Source organism: Elusimicrobiota bacterium, from assembly GCA_026388155.1.
Classification (GTDB): Bacteria; Elusimicrobiota; Elusimicrobia; order Elusimicrobiales; family UBA9959; genus UBA9634.
This window is the reverse complement of record JAPLKI010000010.1, coordinates 201,174-220,386: the sequence shown is the minus strand read 5'-3', so window position 1 is coordinate 220,386 and position 19,213 is coordinate 201,174. Positions and strand designations below refer to the sequence as shown.

The 19,213-nt window shown below is 53.3% G+C and carries 16 protein-coding genes and 1 tRNA gene; 4 read left to right on the top strand and 13 right to left on the bottom strand.

Going from position 1 to position 19,213, the window contains the following annotated elements:
• Nucleotides 1–94: 94 nt before the first annotated feature.
• From NTX59_04145 to NTX59_04085, 13 genes are all read right to left on the bottom strand, one after another.
• Nucleotides 95–1,339, bottom strand: coding sequence for a hypothetical protein (locus NTX59_04145; protein ID MCX5784857.1), 1,245 nt, complete (start codon nt 1,337–1,339; stop codon nt 95–97).
• Between the two features lie 85 nt (nt 1,340–1,424).
• Nucleotides 1,425–2,621: an aminopeptidase gene (locus NTX59_04140; protein MCX5784856.1), complete on the bottom strand. Its 1,197-nt coding sequence runs from the start codon at nt 2,619–2,621 to the stop codon at nt 1,425–1,427.
• Between the two features lie 67 nt (nt 2,622–2,688).
• Nucleotides 2,689–3,195: a hypothetical protein gene (locus tag NTX59_04135; protein ID MCX5784855.1), complete on the bottom strand. Its 507-nt coding sequence runs from the start codon at nt 3,193–3,195 to the stop codon at nt 2,689–2,691.
• A 147-nt stretch (nt 3,196–3,342) separates the two neighbouring features.
• Nucleotides 3,343–5,382 carry an alpha-1,4-glucan--maltose-1-phosphate maltosyltransferase gene (locus NTX59_04130; GenBank protein ID MCX5784854.1) on the bottom strand — a complete coding sequence of 680 codons (2,040 nt, stop codon included), beginning with the start codon at nt 5,380–5,382 and terminating at the stop codon, nt 3,343–3,345.
• A gap of 132 nt (nt 5,383–5,514) precedes the next feature.
• Nucleotides 5,515–7,362, bottom strand: coding sequence for a malto-oligosyltrehalose trehalohydrolase (treZ, locus tag NTX59_04125; GenBank protein ID MCX5784853.1), 1,848 nt, complete (start codon nt 7,360–7,362; stop codon nt 5,515–5,517).
• A gap of 94 nt (nt 7,363–7,456) precedes the next feature.
• Nucleotides 7,457–8,656, bottom strand: coding sequence for a glycogen synthase (glgA, locus tag NTX59_04120; GenBank protein MCX5784852.1), 1,200 nt, complete (start codon nt 8,654–8,656; stop codon nt 7,457–7,459).
• Nucleotides 8,657–8,724: 68 nt separating this feature from the next.
• Nucleotides 8,725–9,075, bottom strand: coding sequence for a hypothetical protein (locus NTX59_04115; protein ID MCX5784851.1), 351 nt, complete (start codon nt 9,073–9,075; stop codon nt 8,725–8,727).
• A 65-nt stretch (nt 9,076–9,140) separates the two neighbouring features.
• Nucleotides 9,141–10,598, bottom strand: coding sequence for a glycogen synthase GlgA (gene glgA / locus NTX59_04110; protein ID MCX5784850.1), 1,458 nt, complete (start codon nt 10,596–10,598; stop codon nt 9,141–9,143).
• Nucleotides 10,599–10,724: 126 nt separating this feature from the next.
• Nucleotides 10,725–11,714 (bottom strand): galactose-1-phosphate uridylyltransferase, encoded by a 990-nt coding sequence (gene galT, locus NTX59_04105; GenBank protein MCX5784849.1) that lies wholly within the window; start codon nt 11,712–11,714, stop codon nt 10,725–10,727.
• A 54-nt stretch (nt 11,715–11,768) separates the two neighbouring features.
• Entirely contained in the window at nt 11,769–12,512 is a 744-nt protein-coding gene (gene scpB / locus NTX59_04100; protein MCX5784848.1) for an SMC-Scp complex subunit ScpB, read from the bottom strand.
• A gap of 117 nt (nt 12,513–12,629) precedes the next feature.
• Nucleotides 12,630–13,352, bottom strand: a complete 723-nt coding sequence (locus NTX59_04095; GenBank protein MCX5784847.1) for a segregation/condensation protein A — start codon at nt 13,350–13,352, stop codon at nt 12,630–12,632.
• Nucleotides 13,349–14,440: a tryptophan--tRNA ligase gene (trpS, locus tag NTX59_04090; GenBank protein MCX5784846.1), complete on the bottom strand. Its 1,092-nt coding sequence runs from the start codon at nt 14,438–14,440 to the stop codon at nt 13,349–13,351. The genes NTX59_04095 and trpS overlap by 4 nt, the downstream gene beginning before the upstream one ends.
• Nucleotides 14,441–14,443: 3 nt before the next feature.
• Nucleotides 14,444–15,085, bottom strand: a complete 642-nt coding sequence (locus NTX59_04085; GenBank protein ID MCX5784845.1) for a site-2 protease family protein — start codon at nt 15,083–15,085, stop codon at nt 14,444–14,446.
• 122 nt (nt 15,086–15,207) lie between these two features.
• Between NTX59_04085 and NTX59_04080 the strand changes: the two genes are divergently transcribed.
• The 4 genes from NTX59_04080 to NTX59_04065 all read left to right on the top strand — a co-directional run bounded on the left by NTX59_04080 (nt 15,208) and on the right by NTX59_04065 (nt 19,072).
• On the top strand, nt 15,208–16,506 hold the full coding sequence (locus tag NTX59_04080; protein ID MCX5784844.1) for a nucleotide sugar dehydrogenase: 1,299 nt from the start codon (nt 15,208–15,210) through the stop codon (nt 16,504–16,506).
• 2 nt (nt 16,507–16,508) lie between these two features.
• Nucleotides 16,509–18,317, top strand: a complete 1,809-nt coding sequence (locus NTX59_04075) for an ATP-binding protein (GenBank protein ID MCX5784843.1) — start codon at nt 16,509–16,511, stop codon at nt 18,315–18,317.
• A 378-nt stretch (nt 18,318–18,695) separates the two neighbouring features.
• Nucleotides 18,696–18,767: transfer RNA gene (locus NTX59_04070), tRNA-Arg, on the top strand.
• Between the two features lie 110 nt (nt 18,768–18,877).
• Nucleotides 18,878–19,072 (top strand): hypothetical protein, encoded by a 195-nt coding sequence (locus NTX59_04065; GenBank protein MCX5784842.1) that lies wholly within the window; start codon nt 18,878–18,880, stop codon nt 19,070–19,072.
• Nucleotides 19,073–19,213: the final 141 nt, after the last annotated feature.

The following is a 19,213-nucleotide window of genomic DNA, read 5'->3' as shown; positions in this document are numbered from 1 at the left end:
AAAACAGTAATCAGCAGGAAAAGTCTAAGAGTCGAGAGTCATAGAGTCTAGGAGTCAAAAAGTAGAGCTTCCTGACTCTCAGACTCCCAGACGCTTAGACTTTTGTCGCTCTTTTGGCTGTAAGCGGAAATGCGAGGCCCAGCCAGGCGGCTGAAAACGCAAGTCCCATAGCGGCGTAGGCCGCAACCGGTATGGCGCTGAAAGATTTAATAACTGAAAGCACCACGGAAGTAAGACCCTTTGAAAACCTGTATGTGAAGGCATCGGCCACCTGCTTGGCGCGGTAACGCGTATCGTAGGAGAAAGGTATATAGAGGGTTTCTTTTGAGGCGCGGAAAATAGAATAATCCATGCCTTTAAACAGCAGAAACGCCGCCGAGCCAAGCCACAGGCTGGGGTAGATAAGCAGCAGAACGCAGGTAGCCACATGAACTACCGGAATGGCGGTCTGTATGCGGCGCACCGACAGGTAGCGCAATAAAAGCGGCGCAAGCAGGAACTGCATTGAAAAAGAAAAGATGTTCACCTTCATCCAGAAACCGCCAAGGAATGCCGTGCGCAAATCCTTATCCGGCAGAGCGTCCTGCACCAGCAGCGAGAACCGCAGATCCAGGGCGGTGGCCACAACCTGCGTGGCGAAAATAATCAAAGCTATAAAAAGAATGGTGCGGTTCTCCCTGAGTATGCTTAGATGGAGGTGCCCCTTTTTACCGCCTTCCTCAGCCGCCGCCGGCTTAGGCTCGGCGATCCGACCGTAAGCCTTCCACATCAGTGCCATAGCCGGCAGGAAGCATATAGCGGACAGCAGTATAAAAGACTCCGTGTGCAGACGCACAGCGTAATGACCCAGCAGAAAACCGCCTATCAAAGAGCCAAGAGCGCCCAAGCCCGCCACCGGCCCGTTAAACACCTTGCCTTCTTCATCCCTGACTACGCTGTTGATGAAAGACCAGTACTGCTCTGAAATTATTACCACATAGGATTCCTTGAAAATAAACAAAAAAAACACCATCGGCTTGCCAAGCCAATCCAGAGAAAAATAGGCGGCGGCAAACATCGCGCCTGACAAAAGCATGGACCCGGCCATGGACCGTGCGGCGCCAAAAGCCGACAACGCCCTGCCGTAGAGGTAAATGAGCAGGCCCATCATCACCGGCACGCAACTCAGGGCGTAAGGTTTTGCCGCCGCGCCGAAGTTATCTATGAATATGGATTCTATAGGCGAACGTATAAACTCATAGCCGCAGAAAAGGAAGGAGGCCGAAAGGCCGGCGAGTCCCGCCGCCGCGGCCACATGCCGCCCTCGTTCAGTTTTTAAAGCCGCAAGAAGTGTTGACATAGTAGGGGTCAGGGGCTAGGGGTGAGGGTACTAGGGGTGGCAAGGAACTCCTTCCCTAACCTCTATACGCTAGCCCCTATACGCTTTAGTATTTAAACTGTCCCTTTTCGTAGATGGCGACCTTTTTGCCGTTCTTAAGCGCGGCGGTCACTTTTTTATCTTCGGTGTTGATCATATCCCAGTGCACGGCCGAGTTGTTGTAGCCCAGTTCCGCTTTTTTTTCTTTGGTAAGCTTTGAGACATCTCCGGCGTAGGTGTCGGAGTAGGAGTCGCCGACTGCCACATGGCAGTTGCCGTGCTTGCCGCCGTAGTTTTCATCAAACAGCGTGTCGGCCATAAACCTGTCTATCCGGGAGAAGCGGCGGTCGGTAAGCGAGTATTCGCCGATCTGAGAGGCGCCATTGTCGGTGGCCATTATTTTTTTAACGTATTCATCGCCTTTTTTGGCCGAGATCTTTACCGCGCGGCCTGCCTTAAACTCCAGGCGGATGTTCTCCACATAATTTCCGCCGCGAAAGGCGGGGAGATTCGCGAAATATACGCCTTTAGTGCCGCGCCAGTCCGGCGATGTGAATATTTCAAAAGACGGTATGTTATGCCCGCTCACTCCCAGGAAGCGCCTCATTTCGCCCACTTTCACTTCAAAGTCCATGGATTTGGACTCAGTGCGGATGGTGTCTATATTCAGGCCCGCGAGCCATTTTTTTATAGCCATGGAATCTTTGTAAATTTCCGCCCATTTTTTAGCCGGATCCTTTTCTCCCAGGAAGCAGGCCTTGGTTATCTGGGCCGCGTATTCCTTAACGGAGAGCCCGGCCTGACGGGCCAGTTCTTCAGTAGGATAAGTGCAAAGCGTCCAGCCGAATTTACCTTTTTCCTCGTTTTTGGTCATCAGGTCGCGGAGCGGCTTTCTTGCTATGGCCACCTGGGACTGCCGTCCGGTGTCTATGCCTTTAAGATTTGTAAGCGAAGCCGGCGCGTTAATATAAATATTGCCGTTCAGGGAAGCGGAAAATTCTTTTTCCCCGGCCGCCACAAAAGCGCGCTGCCTGTTGTCTGAAAATTCATAAAAGCCGCGCTCCAGCCGCGGGCTCATCAGGAAGCGGAAAGTGACATTGTATCCGGCCTGCACAAGCTTGCGGTTCACCACCTCTCCAAGCTCGCGGCCTTCAAGGTCGCAGCGGATAAGTATGGCGTCGTATTTTTTAAACCCCGGCCGCGCGGTTTTAAGACCCCATATAAGCACATCCGCGTATTTTTCAAGTTGAATCCGTGAAAGTATCGGCATATAACGCTCCTTTTTTAGGTCCTGTTTATAGCTGAAGGCTTACGGGGGAATTTTCCCGACTTCAGTCTTCAGCCCTAAGCCTTAAGCCTTCCGAAAGCTGCTTTTTCCCGTAAAATATGCAAAAAATGTAGGCCGAAAAAAATCCAATAAAATAACCGAACGGCAATACCAGTATATTCAAAAGAGGCGAAAAAGCATATAAGGCGTAAAGTATTATGTCCGCTCCCCGCCCCGAACAAAAATACTTGTCATAAATAAAATAAAACGCCTGCATAAAAGCGAACGCGCCGGCGATCCCCGACATCCGCATAAAAAACGCACGCTGCCCCATGTTTGAGCGGCGCAAAACAAATTTTACAACGACCGCCAACATGATGAATGGTATTGACAAATAAAACCACCAGAACAATATGCACGCGAAATTTTTTAGATCAAGCTTAAATCCATTATCGGGCTGCCAGAAGAAAATAATTTTCGGGATAAGATTTAACGCTCCGCCGAGTATCACAGCGGACAACGCCAATCTGTTTACAAACTTTTTTTTAGTTAGCTCTAAATCTTCGGACATTTTTCCCCATGCTTGAAAATACATCTTTCAGCAACCACCCGGGTTGTTTAGGCTGCAGGCTGAAGCTAGTGTAGCGATAAAGAACGCAAAGAATAGAGGATGTTTGCCTGGCTCCACACTAATCCACAGCCTATTCCAGCCGGGCAGTTACAGAAAATAATCAAAGTCCTGTTCGGTCCTGACATAGCGGCGCAGGCGGAAGATGTGGGCCGGACACACTTTTGGATCGAGCTCCACATAATTCTTCGCCCCCCTCCACAGGAAATGCCGGTCCGCCAGCAGATCGTGCATCTGATACGGCCTGTCAACCGCCAGACCGAACTCCCGGAAAGGCAGTTCCACCCAGCCGGATTGCTTGTAGTTAGGGTCCAGATTAACCACCGTCACTATCAGGTTGCTGCCGGACTGTTTGCCATAACATATCAGCTGCTCGTTGTCCACGTGGAAGAACCGCAGGCTCGCGTCGTTGTGCAGCGCCGTATTCTCCCGGCGAATGCGGTTTACGCGCGCGATAAGCTCATGTATGCTGTCCGCCCGGTTTATGTCCCAGTTCTTTATCTCGTACTTCTCGGAATTCAGGTACTCCTCGTGGCCGGGGCTCCGGGGTATACGCTCGCACAGCTCGAATGCCGGACCATATATCCCGTAGCTGGCGCCAAGCGTGGCCGCAAGAACGTGGCGTATCATAAAGGCCGGACGCCCGCCGGACTGCAGATACTCCGTAAGAATATCAGGCGTGTTGGGCCACAAGTTCGGCCGGAGAAACTCGCTCACCTCGGTGCGTGTCAGTTCGGTGAAATAGCTTTCCAGCTCCCGTTTGGAATTGCGCCAGGGAAAATAGTTGTAGGACTGGCTGAAACCCGCCTTGGCCAGACGGCCCATCACCCTGGGCCGGGTAAAAGCCTCGGCAAGGAAAATAAGGTCGGGGTTCTCGCGCCTCAGCTCCCGGATGAGCCACTCCCAGAACACGAAGGGCTTGGTATGCGGGTTGTCAACGCGAAAGATCCGCACTCCCTGCGCCATCCAGAACTGGAATACGCTTTTGACCTCCTCCCATAAAGGCCGCCAATCCCGGCAGGCAAAATCCAGCGGATAAATATCTTCATATTTCTTCGGAGGGTTCTCGGCGTAACGCAGGCTCCCGTCCGGCCGCCGCCGGAACCACTCCGGATGCTCGCGCAGCCAGGGATGGTCGGGCGAACACTGCAAAGCAATGTCCAGGGCTACTTCCAAACCCTTTTCTTTAGCCGCCGCGACCAGCCGCCGGAAGTCCTGCAAAGTCCCTAACTCCGTATGTACGGCTTTATGGCCGCCGGTTTTATCGCCGATAGCCCAGGGGCTGCCCGGCTCGCCCGGCCTCGCCGATAAGGTGTTATTTTTTCCCTTGCGGTTGGTACCGCCTACGGGATGGATGGGCGGCAGGTAGAGCACGTCAAAACCCATTTCAGCGATGTAGGGCAGCCGCGCAATAAGGTCCTTGAAAGAACCGTGCCGACCCGGCCTGGAAGAGCAGGAACGGGGGAACAGTTCATACCACGCGCCGAAACGGGCTGTTACGCGGTCCACCCAGATCTCAAGCTCGCGCCCGGAACGGACAAAATCGTTGTCGGCGCCCCAGCGGGAGACTAAAGCGCCCGCTTCCGGGTCCGAAAGACGCTTCGCCAAAGCGCGCGGGTCGCCGCCGGCTTTAAGGTCCCGCGCCAATTTTTTAAGCTGCCTGGCATCAGCTTTAACTGCAACAGCCCTGGCCGCGGCCGCGGCGATGAGTTCGGCGCCGGCCGGCAGTTCCAGGCGGGCGTCCTGCCCGGCGTCCAGCCGTTTTTTTAAATCCCTCAGCCATGTAGTAAAGTGGTCAATGCGGCCCTGGACAGTGTAGCGGTACGAACCCAATTCCGTCACCTTAAATTCAGCCCGCCAGCGGTCATTGCCCAGCGGCCGCATCGGAACCTGTGTCCATATTGAGTCGTTCTCCCTGCGGTAAAGCAGGAAGCATGCCAATTCGTCATGACCGTCCGTAAAAATGTCCGCTTCAACACAAACCTGGTCGCCAGTAACGCGCTTGATGGGAAACAGTCCTCCGTCTATTTCAGGCCGGACATTCTCAATAACGACGCGCCGGGGATTCTCCGGAAAAGTAGTTTTTGTCACCGCCGCGCACTTAACGATTTTCTCGGATTTTTTCGGCATAATTCCTCCATGAAAAGAGATTACAGCGATAAAACAACACGATTACAACGATGAACTAACAATTCGTTAATCTAATATTCTTTAAACTACCGCCGTCATCTCTTACCCATCGCCGTAATCTCTGCACTGTTATCAATTCTTTATCGCTGAAATCTCTTTACCGTAAAGCACTACGCAAAGCGGCGCCAGGGGCATTTCCACTTGAGTCCCGGCAATGCGCCGGGCGGCTTTACTGCCGGGGCCTCCCCATTTCGCCTCGGCCGAATCCAAAAGTTTTATCCAGGTTCCGCCGGGCAGTTCCAGCTTTAAGCGGCCGGGCTTCTTTGCGAAATGCAGTATAAAAACCGCCTCGTCGTTTCCGGACCGGCGCCGCACCGCAAGGGCTCCGGCCTTCTCATATAGCGTAACGTCAAGATTCTCCCGGTCAGGCCGGGCAAGCGCCGGGTGTTCCCGGCGCAGAGCATAGAGGCGGCGGTAGAAATTCTGCAGGAGGGCGTGCCGCCCTTTGCGGCGCAACCCCTGGTCAAGCCGGGAACGCAGAAAGGTCTTCTCGTCGTTAGGATCCGGGATCTCCCCTTTACGCGCAAATGAATTAAATTCCTTGCGCCGCCCTATGCGAACGGCTTCGGCGAGCCGCTTGTCGGAATGGCTGGTGAAATAAAGGAACGGCGCCTTCTCCCCGTATTCTTCGCCCATGAACATGTACGGAATGAAGGATGACAGAGCCACCGCGCCGGCCGCAAGTTTAAGAGTTTCAAAATCCGCTAAAGCGGCCAGACGCTCGCCGAAAGGCCTGTTGCCCGCCTCGTCGTGTTCCTGTGCGAAAACGAGGAACTGCGAAGCGGGCCTGCCGGCCGCGCTGCGGCCGTGGTTCCGCCGCCTGTAAGCCGAATACTGGCCGGTATAAACGAAGGCGTCGCGGTATGAACGGGCCAGATCGCTCAGCCCCGCAAAATCCCTGTATTGCCCCGAGCGTTCGCCGGTCAGCGCGACATGCAGGGAATGATGAAAATCCCTGCAGTACTGCGCGTCGCAGCCCCAGCCGCCGTCGGCAAGAGGCCGGATAACGCGCGGATCGTTAAGGCCGCTCTCCGCGATTATCTGTATCCGGCGGCCCTGAGCGCGGCCTATTTCGCGCGCGGCCACAACAAGCTCCCCCACAAAATGCCTGGCGGAACAGTCGCGTATGGCGTCGACGGCGTCAAGGCGCAGCGCGTCAATATGGAACTCATCCAGCCAGCGCATGGCGCTTTCACTAAAGAAGCGGCGCACTTCGCCGGAGGCCGGGCCGTCGAAATTGAGCGATTCCCCCCACGGCGTCCGGTATTTACGCGTGAAATAAGGCCCGAAATCCCGCAGGTAATTCCCCTCAGGGCCCATGTGGTTGTATACGACATCCAGCATTACGGCGAGCCCCCGCTGATGACAGGCATCTATCAGGCGCTTGAGTTCAGGCGCGCCGCCGTAGGACTGTTGCGCCGCGAAAGGATACACCCCGTCATATCCCCAGTTGCGCGCGCCGGGAAATTGCGCCACCGGCATAATTTCCAGAACGGTCACGCCCAGGTCTTTGAGGGTATCCAGCCAGGGGATGATTCCGGCAAAGGTTCCCTCGGGGGAGAAGGTCCCTGTGTGCAGTTCATAGATGACAAAGCGCTCAATAGGCAGACCTTTCCAGGTTTTGTCCTTCCAGTTATACGCCGGGTCCACTACCGCGGAGGGGCCGTGGACGCCGTGTGGCTGACAGCGGGAGGCCGGGTCGGGCCTTTCAAGACCGCTATCGAGGCGAAAGCTATATTCCGTACCCGGCTTCACATCCAAAAGGACCGTCCAGTGATAACCGGAGCCGTCCGTAACCATAGGAATCAGTTTACGGCGGGGGGCAATAAGATGCAGCTGGACTCGCTTAGCCCGCGAAGCCCATACTAAAAATTCGCAACGGCCTGAGCCTAAGTAACGCGCGCCAAGACTGGCAGGCATTTCCTTTTTTTCTGGCAGTGCCGCACGCGGGAGGCGGGCTTCAATATGCCGGCTTTTCAGAACTCCTCCATATTGCAATGCTTTAGGAATGATATTAGACCAGACGCCGGTAAAGGGCGTGCGTTTTTTTGGCGACGCCGGCCCAACTGAAGTGCGTTTCGGCGCGGCGGCGGCCAAGTTCCGCGAACCTGCTCCGCAGAGACGGCTGACGCAGCACCCTGTTGAGCGCAACGGCGAGGTCACGGGAGAATTTTTCGGGATTCCGCGGTTCATAGGTGCCGTCCCGGCGCGCCGCGAAAGGCACCAGCAGTCCGGTCCGTTCCGGAACCACCACCTCACAGATGCCGCCCACGGCCGAGGCCACTACCGGAGTGCCGCAGGCCATAGCCTCCACATTAATTATACCGAAAGGCTCGTAAATAGACGGGCAGCAGAAAACCGCGGCATGGCTGTAGAGTTCGATAATTTCATTTTTGGGAAGCATCTTCTGTATCCAGATGACATTCTTGCGCGTCTTCTGTATCTTTGCGACTCGGGCTTCCATCTCGGCCGCTATTTCTTTTGTGTCAGGCGCCCCGGCGCAGAGAACGATCTGCGCTTCCGGGTCTATATGAGAGATGGCATTTACAAGGTGGATGATGCCCTTCTGCCTTGTTATGCGCCCGACGAAAAGAACATAGGGCTTGTCCGGGTTCACCCCCCAGCGGCGGAGGGCTTTGACGCTGTTGCTCCGGCGATACTCGGCGAGGTCTATGCCGTTGTGGATGACATGTATTTTGGAGGCGGGAACGTCGTAGCAGGAAAGGATATCGTCTTTCATGCCCTGAGAAACCGCGATAACGGCGTCGGCTGAACGCACCGCGTTCTCCTCTATCCAACTGCTGAGGTCGTAGGCGCGGCCCAACTGCTCCCTCTTCCAGGGCCGCAGCGGCTCAAGCGAGTGGGTGGTCATTACGAAGGGGATGTTGTGCAGGACCTTCGCGAAGAACCCTCCCAGATTAGTGTACCAGGTGTGACAGTGGACGATGTCGGCCGTATTATTCTTGCAGAACTGCAGATTGACGCTTAAAGCTTCAAGAGCCTTGTCAAAACCTTTATGTGCGCCTTTGGCCAGTTCCGCCCAGGGGCTGAAACCTGTAACCTCAAGGTGCGGCCGCTTCGCGCGCTGATCGCCGAAACAGCGCACTTCCACGTCCATGAGCTTGGCGAGTTCGCGAGTGAGGTACTCCACCGCGACCCCCGCGCCGCCATAAGTGTAGGGAGGATATTCGTTAGTATAGAAGACCACTTTCATGCAAACCTCCTAAGCAGCCAGGCGGCTGAACGGCGAGGCAGCTCCCGCAATTTCGACAGCCCGATTGCTTAAGGGCGTCCGGAGATCACCGTGCCTTCTTCGATGTCGCGGTAGTCCGCGCATTTAAGCAGCAGCGCTATTACCATACCCGCCGAAGCCGTCTGAGAGGATCCTTTTCCTTCGCCCCCGGCCTGGATATCCGCGCCGCAGACTATCTTATTGCCGGTTTTAGTTGTAAGGCAGACCTTGTCGCCGGAAGAAATAGTCCCGCTTTCAACGGTGCCCTTCACCACCACTCCCCGCCCAATAACGGGGAATATATCCCTGTCCACTTTCATGACGAACGCCTCGAGCAGCGCGGTTCCGTTTGTCCCTTTCCGTTTTTCTGTTCCGCCGAAAATTTTAGTCAGGATACCCATAATCCCCTCCGATAATCAGATATTTCATCCCCTGCTCGCTATTCGCTAATCGCTATTTGCTGCCCTTACAACTGCTTCTTCTGATAAGCGATATTAAAAAGTTTCAAATACTCCTGCGCGGACCTGGTCCAGGAAAAATCGCTTTTCATGGCGTTCCTTACCATAGTGTCCCAGTTTTCCCGCCAGCCGTAAAGCGAGATAATGTGGCCCAGCACGGATCTAAGCTCACCTTCATCCGCGTTGTCAATGGCGAACCCGTTTGAGTCTTTAGGCTCGCCGTTATAGCTGACGGTGTCTTTAAGTCCGCCGGTGCGCGTTACCACCGGAAGCGCTCCGTAGCGCATGGCTATCATCTGCGAGAGCCCGCAGGGTTCAAAGCGGGAGGGCATCACGAAAATATCGGAGGCGGCGTATATCCTGTGCGCCAGGCTTTCATGGAAACCTGTTTCAAAAAACACTTTTTTAGGCTCGGCCTTGGCCAGGTTTGAGAAGGCCTCGGTAAGCCCCGGATCGCCCGCGCCAAGCACTACGAACTGTATTTTTCCCAGGTGCTCTTGCATCACTTTGTACAGGACATCCAGCCCTTTTTGCTGATCCAGGCGCGATACCGCACCCGCAAGTATCAAATCTTTGTTTTCCTCAAGGCCCAGCTCCCGCTGAAGAGCTTTTTTGGCCGCGGCCTTGCCCCGCTGGAAACTTTTTATATCGTAGCCGCGCTCCAGGAATGTGTCGGTGGCGGGGTCCCATATTTCCTCGTCTATGCCGTTCAGGACGCCGAAGAGATCCGTGGTTCGCGCCCGTAGAACGCCCTCCAGCCCCTTGCCGAAATCGGGTCTGAACTGGATTTCGCTCGCGTAAGTGGGGCTGACTGTGGTGAGAATGTCCGAGAATACGAGCCCCGCTTTCATAAAGTTCATCCCGCCGTAAAACTCGAGCTTGTCGGGCGTGAAATCCGCCCATGAGAGCCCGGCTTTTAAAAGGGTTTCCTTGGGGAACATCCCCTGGTAGGCGATGTTGTTTATGGTGAATATCGCGGCGGTTTTGGAGAAGAAGGAATCTATGCGGTAAATGGTTTTAAGATAGGCGCTTACAAGCCCCGTCTGCCAGTCGTGACAATGAATGACATCGGGCTTGAAACCTATAAACTTCGCCCCCTCAAGCACGGCGCGGGAAAAGAAAATAAACCTTTCATCATTGTCTTCGTAATCTCCGAAATTAGCCCGGTACATACCTGGCCTGTCAAAATATTTGCGGTTTTCGATGAAATAGACCGACACACGGCCCCACTGTACCTGGGACATGGTGGCCGTTTCAACTCGGCCGGACATCGGGATCAGGAAACTGCCGCCAACGGCTTTAAGCGAAAACGCCCCGCCGCCGACATTGCGGTATTTGGGCAGAAAAAGCGCCACCTCCGTATCCTCGGTCCGGGAAAACACCTGGGAAAGCGCGCCCACCACATCCGCCAGCCCGCCGGTTTTGGCGAAAGGGAAAGCCTCGCTTGCGGCAATGAGAATTTTCATGATGGCTCCATAAGACAGCGATTAGCGTATAGCGAATGGCGAATAGCGGAGGGAGTTCCTTAAATAAATTCCATTTCAAATCCGCTTAACATCACTCCTTATTTACTATTTGCTATCCGCTACTCGCTAAATTTTAAACTTCTTCCCTGTATTCAGCATGTCGGCCGCGTCTTCCGGGGAAACCGTGTTTATGTAGAAACCGGTGCCCCATTCAAAGCCCGCCACCTGGCTTAATTTGGGCATTATCTCAATATGCCAGTGATAGTGAGCCGCCTGCGGCTCCTGGACCGGCATGGAATGAACTACCAGGTTATAGGAAAAATCAGGAAGCGTTGCGTAAAGCTTGCCCAGGGTGCCTTTTAAAATAGCGGCTAGGTCCAAAACAAGCGCATCCGGCATAGCTTCGAAATGGCTCAGGTGTTTTTTTGGCAGCAGCCAGGTTTCAAAAGAAAACCTGCTGGCGTACGGCTCTATGGCCAGGAAATGCTCGTTTTCATCCAACACCCTGTTCTTAACGCGGGTTTCCTCTTTTATAATATCACAGAACACGCAGGCGCCTTTTTTTTCAAGATAATTTTTAGCTCCGTCTATTTCTTCCACCAGCCTTATGGGAACCATGGGCAGAACTATTATCTGCGAATGCGGATGCGCGAGGCTGGCTCCGGCGTTCCTGCCGTGGTTTTTAAAGATCATCACATACTTCACACCGGGGTCTTTTTTTATTTCGCGCGTTCTCAGGATAAAGGCCCTGAGGACATCGGCTATGGCCTCAACCTCCATTTCCTCAAGGCGCAGGCCATGGCGCGTATTTTCTATAAGCACCTCATGAGAGCCGATGCCGTCCATGCGATAATAAATTCCGTCCGGCTGCTCCCCTCCCACACCGCCGGAAACCAGGGCCGGATACTTGTTAGGCACCACCCTCAACCGCCAGTCGCCGCCCGTAGAAGGGAGCGAATAGACCGCCGGAGGGGTAAGACGCTCATTGCCCGGGCAGAAAGGGCATTTGTAGTCGCCGGCTTCGGAAGCGGTCAGGAACTCATTAGGCCTCAATCCGCGCTCTGAAGCTATTATCACCCAACGGCCGAAAACCGGGTCTTTTCTTATTTCAGGCATATGCGTAAACGGCGGTAACAACTCGGTAATCAGTAACCGGTTACCGGTCACTGGTTACTGGTTACTCCCTTTATCCTTTTCTGCGGTGTTTTCAGTGTTCTGTACCGCTTCAACAGGCTCCGGAGCGGCAGCGGCTTCCGGCTTAACGGCTTGATTTTCTTCTCCGGCGCTCAGGCCGTCGGCGGTTTCTTTGGCGGACTGAGCCGCTTCAAGAGCCGCGGCGGATTCTTCTTCCACCAGTTCCACCGCCGTGGCCTGGGCAGAGGCCGCCGGATTTTCAACGGTGAAATTTTCAAGTTTCGGCAAATCGGAAAGCGTATTAAGCCCGAACTGCCGCAGGAATTCGGTGGTGGTGCCGTAAAGTATGGGGCGGCCCGTGGTCTCCCTCCTGCCGACCACGGTAATCAGCCTGCGCTCGGTAAGAGTGTCCAGCGGGCCTATTACTTCAACACCCCTTATGGCCTCTATTTCCGCGCGGGTGAGCGGCTGCTTGTAAGCTATGATACAAAGCGTTTCCACCGCCGCCTGCGTAAGGCGAACGGTCATTTTATTGTGGTAGAGTTTTCTCACCCACAGGCTGTAGGCGGGTCTGGTGGACATCTGCCAGCCGCCGGCCACCTGCATAACCTGCAGCGCCCTTTCCTCACCGTCGTAAACCGCCTTCAGCTCATCCAACAGCGCTTTAACGCGCTCCTGATTTTTTACCTCACAAAGCTGTGCCAGACTTTCAACAGGCAGGGGATGGTCCGCGATAAAAAGCAAAGTTTCAAGCGCTTTTTTCAGTTCAGTGTCTTCCATATGTACCTCATGTAAAAATAGCGGTTAAGACGGTGTTTTATCTGCTATAAGCCATAAGCCGTATGCCATATGCTTCAAGGAATTCCTTAAATACGCCTATGGCAGATGGCCTAAAGCTTATGGCATTTTTTCTGCCACCGGCTCAGGCGCCGGGTAAACCCGCACTTCGCCGCAAACGTCATCCTGGGAAACGATTATTTTACGCTGTTTTATCAGCTCAAGCATGGCTATAAAACAGGTAATTACGCCGAGTTTATGCGTTTCGCCGGCAAAAATATCATCCAGCAGCAGCCACTCGCGGCCCTCAAGCATATTCAGCACTTTTTCCACGCGCGATTCTATCGGGAAACGGTCCGCCTCAACTTCTTCCGAGCCCTCAACCCTCTCAAAGGCGCGCTTTACGGCGTCGATAAGCGAGTAAAAATCCAGTTCCAGAAATTTTTCCTCACTTGTAAACACGGGGGAACCGCGGTAGAAAACATCCTTGTAGCGCGCGAAACGCTGCGACATATCCTTTGAGGCTTCCTTGTAACGCTGGTATTCCTCAAGCATGGAAACCAGGGCTCCTCTCGGGTCGGGGCCTGTGCCTTCCTCTCCGGGCATTTCCCTGGCGGGCAAGAGCATTTTGGCCTTTATCTGCATGAGGGTCGTGGCCATTACCAGAAATTCCCCGGCCACCTCCAGATTCAGCGTCTTTATCACTTCCAGGTAGGACAGATACTCTTTGGTTATCTGGGAAATGGGAATATCGTAGATATCCAGATTGTTCTTTCGTATAAGATGCATCAGCAAATCCAACGGGCCTTCAAAAACCTCGATATGGATATCAAGTTCGTTCATAATTTAAGAGTTCCGTTTATACGTGCAAGCGCCGCGGCCGCTGCTGCGCGGGCTTTGGCCGAGCCGGCAGACAGCAGAGCGTCCACTTTGTCGGGGTTTTCCTCGTAAGCCGCTCGGCGCGCGGCGAAAGCTTCAAGGCTTGGGGACATAAGCTCAAAAAGATGTTTCTTGCAGGCGCCGCAGCCTATCGCGCCTCCGCGACATTCAGTTTCGCGTGCGGCGAAGAGCGGATTGTAGATTTTATGGAAAGCGAATACCACGCAGCCCTCAGGGTGCCCTTTGTCGTTCACTTTAATTTTGAGCGGGTCGGTAAACATCCGTTTTATTTTAGCCTCAACGGATTTAGGCGCTTCGCCTAGTTCTATTGAATTATTGTAGGACTTGGACATCTTGCGGCCGTCCAGGCCCGGCACCATAGGCGACGGGGTCAAAAGCGCGCCCGGCTCTTTAAGCAGGCCCGTGCCGAAAACGCGGTTGAACTTACGGGCTATTTCCCTTGTAAGTTCAAGATGGGGCAGCTGGTCCTTTCCTACCGGCACGAAATCGGCCCCGTACATAACGATGTCAACCGCCATAAGAACGGGATAGCCCAAAAAGCCGTAAGTGGACAGTTCGGAGGTTACGGCCAGATCCTCTTCGACCCCGGAGTGGGCCTCCAACAGTTTTTTTGACGCGCCTTCAACCGCTTTCGCCTTGTCCTCCTGGCCTTTGTATTTTTGCTTGTGAAGCTCAAGCAGCGTTTCCTTGAAAGTGGGGTTGCGTAAAAGCCAGCTGACCGGGGTTACCATGGAAAGAAGCAGGTAAAGCTCGGCATGCTCTTTTATCTCGGACTGCCTGAAAAACACGCACTTCCGGGGGTCAAGCCCGGCCGCCAGCCAGTCGATCACCATCAGGCGGGCGTTTTCCCTGATAGCTTCGGTTTTCTCGGTCGCGGTGGTAAGCACGTGCCAGTCCGCTACGAAGAAAAAACAATCGTATTTTTCCTGGAGGTCCACCCAGTTCTTCAGGGCGCCCCAGTAATTGCCCAAATGAAGGCGTCCTGTGGGGCGCATGCCTGAAACCACTATTTTTTTCTTTTCATTTTCCATAAATTAAAATGGCATAGGCACAAACCCAAGCCAGCTCAGTGCGGTAAGAGCGAGCGAAATGGGAGGCCATATGATGTGTTGCACCATCCCCGTAAGCACAAGGGCGAGTATTATATACATTCCATAGGGGAGGTGCTTTTCGTAATTTTCAAGCCAGCGCCCGGTAAGCCAGCCGAGCATTATATTGCTGCCGTCCAGCGGATATACCGGAATAAGGTTGAAAAGCGCGAGCGCCAGATTTATAATTACTCCGAACTGTAAAGCCTTTAAAAGCGTGAAAGTCAGATCCGCGCCCAAAAAGCCCAGAGCAAATATTTTCCATAATACAAAAGAAAGCATCGCCAGAAGGATGTTGGCTGACGGACCGCTTAAAGCCACCAATGCCATGTCATGGCGCGGGCGCCCCATACGATACGGGTTTACAGGTACGGGCTTTGCCCAGCCTATAATGGGGAAGTGCGACATCGCGCAAATGGCCGGCATTACCACCGTGCCCATGATATCTATATGGGGCAGGGGATTTAAGGTAAGCCTGCCGGATAAGTACGCGGTATCGTCCCCTTTTCTGTAAGCGGTAAAGCCGTGGGCGAATTCGTGAAAGATCACGGAAAAGAAAAGCACCGGAGCCTGTAAAATCCATTCCATCGTTCTAATTATATTATTATATGGCCCTGAAGTAAAAGGCGGGAATGAAAAGCGGTCTTTTTTAGTATAATTTTCAGGACGGACGGTTTTTTAATACCTTTCAATATTTGAGGAATATTTATATGAAAGAATTGGAAAATGCAATAAAAACCAGGCGCTTTAAAGTCGGCATCATAGGCATGGGCTATGTCGGCCTGCCGCTGGCGGTGGAATTTGCCAAAGGCGGCTTTGAAACCACCGGTTTTGAAGTGGATCCCAAAAAAGTTAAAGCCATCGCCAGGGGCGTTTCCTATATAGGCGATATCACCTCAGGCGAAGTGCGCGCGCTTTCAAAAGCGGGAAAGCTTAAAGCCAGCCTGGATTTTTCCGGGCTGAAAAAAATGGACGCGGTGATAGTCTGCGTTCCCACCCCTTTAAGGAAAAGTAAAGACCCTGATGTCTCCTATATCGTGTCGGCCGCCCTGCAGATAAAAAAATACCTGCGCAAAAAACAGATCATCATCCTTGAAAGCACCACTTACCCCGGTACCACCAAGGACCTGGTCAGCCCCATTCTTGAAGAAACCGGCCTTAAGGCCGGCAGGGATTTTTATCTGGCCTTCTCACCCGAACGCGTGGACCCCGGCAATTCCAAATACGGAATAAAGAACACCCCGAAAGTGGTGGGCGGGCTTACCAAAACCTGTACCAGGCTTGCCGGACTGCTTTACGGCCAGGTAATAGACACTGTGATAGAGGTTTCAAGCACGGAAGCAGCGGAACTGGTAAAACTGCTTGAAAATACTTTCCGCGCGGTAAACATCGCCATGATGAATGAAATGGCCCTTATGTGCCACAAGCTGGGCCTGGACGTGTGGGAAGTGATAAAAGCGGCTTCTTCAAAACCCTTCGGGTTCATGCCCTTTTACCCGGGCCCCGGCATCGGCGGGCACTGCATTCCGCTTGACCCGCATTATCTGGGCTGGAAAATGAAAACCCTTAATTTTGAACCGCGTTTCATAGAGCTCGCGGGTGTTATAAATTCTTCTATGCCGGAGCATGTGGTGGCGCGGCTGGGTGAACTTCTTAATTTAAAGGGCAAAGCGCTCAGCAGGTCTAAAATCCTTATGATAGGCATGTCCTACAAGCCGGATATCTCGGACCCGCGCGAATCCCCCGCCAAAGACGTGTTCACACTGCTACGGCGCACCGGCGCCAGAACGGACTATCACGACCCTTTTGTTCCGAATATAAACATAGAGGGCGGCCTTTACCGTTCAAAGCCCCTCACCGCAAAAACGCTGGGAGCCTATGATTGCGTGCTTATAATAACCCCTCACTCAGCCATTGATTACCCCAAACTGGTCAAAAACTCAAAACTGGTTTTTGACACCAGGAACGCGACAAAAGGGCTTAAAGGAAGTAATCTTTACCGTCTATGACAATGACAGAAAATAAAGACGCGCGCCTGCTTTGGATCGGGTTTCTTAAAGCTTTCACAAGGGCGCTGGTGCAGATAAACCTTTATAAGCCGGACTCCCCGCAGGCGCGGCAGGCCCTGGACGAAGGACAGGCGCTCCTTGCAAAAATAACAGCCGGCTCGCCGGGAGGCAAATTTTCCCTTACCCTTGATAACAACAAGCTTATAGTCAACGGCTCCCCGCTTTTGACAGCCGACAAGCTGCCCAATTCCCTGAAGAACCTTTTTTCGAACTTCCACATTCAAACGCTCTCTTTCCTGGACGAAGTCTCCAAAGATGATCTGCTCGCTCTCTGCCAGATGCAGGCCTTGGAAATTGACCCCGTCGCCTACCTTAAAGAGCGCGGGGTGAAGAAAATATCAGTCAGTCCGGCGGTTTACGTGCAGGGTGACAAAGCCGCGGCGGAAACCGCGGCAAACCCGGCACGGAGCGCGAGGGGGCAGGCTCAATTTGAGCCGCTGGGCAAAATGCTGGCCGGCCAGAACCTTGAAAATTCCCTGGCCACACTGGCGGCCAGGGCGATTCCCAACGCCGGGGAACGGCGCGTCATAACGGAACTGCTGGTTAAAAAATTAAAGGATGAGATCGAGACCAATGTTTCAAAGGCTGTTGAAGGAATAAGACATGAGAAAAAGAAAATAGAAAACGACATAGCCCGCGCCGAGACCGTAATCTCAAACATTGCCGAAGGCGTGGTGGTCGTGGACAAGGACGGCAAGATTTTAATGATGAACCCGCAGGCGGAGACCATTTCAGGCAAAACGCTTTCCGAACTTTCCGGCAAGAAAATTTTTGACGTCACCCAGCTTGAAAACCTGGTCCTGTCGCTCGCCAAAGAAATAGGAAGCGAAAACAACGGAGATATTTCAAAAGACCTCGAACGAAAAGGCAAAAAAGAACTGGGCGAAACCATAAAGAACGCCACCGCCATCATACAAAATGAGGACGGCAAAATAGTGGGTTCCGTTTCGGTCGCGACCGACTCGGCAAAATTAAAACAGGTGGAACAGATGCAGCGGGATTTTATGGCCAACATGACGCACGAACTGCGCTCGCCGCTGACCTCCATACACATGGCGCTTAAGCTGCTTGCCGGGGAAAGCAGGCTTGAAGACTCCACTAAAACCATACTTAACACCGCCATACGCAACTCGGAGCGCCTCAATTCCGTCATCACCGATATACTTGATTTCTCCAAACTGCAGTCGGGCAAACTGACTTTCCATCCCGAGGACGTGCCCGCCGGAGAAATAATCAAAGAGGCGGCGGACGCCATGAAAGCCTGGGCCGTTTCAAAGGGCGTAAGTCTTACGGCAATCCCCGAGCCGGAACTGGGCCGTGTTTACGCCGACAAACGCCGCACAGTGCAGATAATGCTAAATCTTATTTCAAATTCCATTAAATTCACTCCGGCCGGCGGCAAAATAGAGATAAGCGCCGACTCGGGCAAGGAAGCCCTTGCCGGCTTTATTTTCTTTTCCGTGAAAGATACCGGCTGCGGCATAAAAAAAGAAGACCAGGATAAAGTTTTTGAAAAATTCGTGCAGGTGGCCGCCGGGGGAAATGTGGGCGGCACCGGCCTTGGGCTTGCCATCACAAAGGCTATGACGGTAATGCAGGGGGGTACGATAACGATTGAAAGCGGATCGGGCAGGGGAGCCACTTTCCGCGTGGGTCTGCCGGTATACCGCAGTCAGCCGATACACCAAATTACAGAACCCAAAAAAACAAAAGAGGGAAAAGCCTTATGGAGAAAAGTGCTGGGACTATAGTAACAAGAGGAACTATTAACCGATAAACAATACCCCTCCACCCGCTTATTTGCCAAATACCGACAATTTTTATTATCTGAAAGCCCAACCCGCAAAACATACATTGTTATCCCGCCCGCTATAATTATAAAATATATCAAAGCAATAAGTAGTCGGCCCCGAACGCTGTACAGTGCGGACGGTGCGATAAGCCCGCACGATTACCTTCGCTAGTGAGTGCGGGGACCTTATAGAAGGGGTTCAGTGAGCGGACCGCTAAAAGCGGTTGAGCGAACGACGAAGGGGAGCTTAGCTCCCCTCGTGGAGCACCGGCCGCCACCGCTTAAAGGCCGGCGGATAATCCGTCCCGCGCGCTGTGCGGCGCGGGATGCGACAGATGCGCCCATATCTCAACGGATAGAGTCCCAGCCTGCGAAGCTGGTTGTCCTGGTTCGATTCCAGGTGGGCGCACGTAAATTTCAGCGAATAGCGAATAGGGGTTAGCGATTAAAAAACCAAACCATTTGTAAAATGCAGTCCCTGCACCCTAGCCCCTATACGCTATTATCCGGACAACCCGAATGACACAAAAAGATACTCAGGAAAAAAACAAAGAAAAAGCCACCGGCCGCTATGTCTACGACAAGAAACTGGGCAAAGTGGTAAAAGTCTCGGACGAAGTGGTCGGGCTTAAGAAGGGCGGCTCTTTTGAAGGCGCATGCCCCATGAACAAAGGCGGGCATACCTGCGGCGGCGGTTGCGGCTGCGGAGGCTAGGGCCCGGATTACAGCGATTAAAGAGAGATTGCAGTGATTGCAGTTGAAGAATCATCCCTGTAACAGCGATTATTATCGTGATAATTGTTATCTGCCGTAAGCAATCTCTCCCTATCGCTGCGATCTCTTCCTCCTAATCGT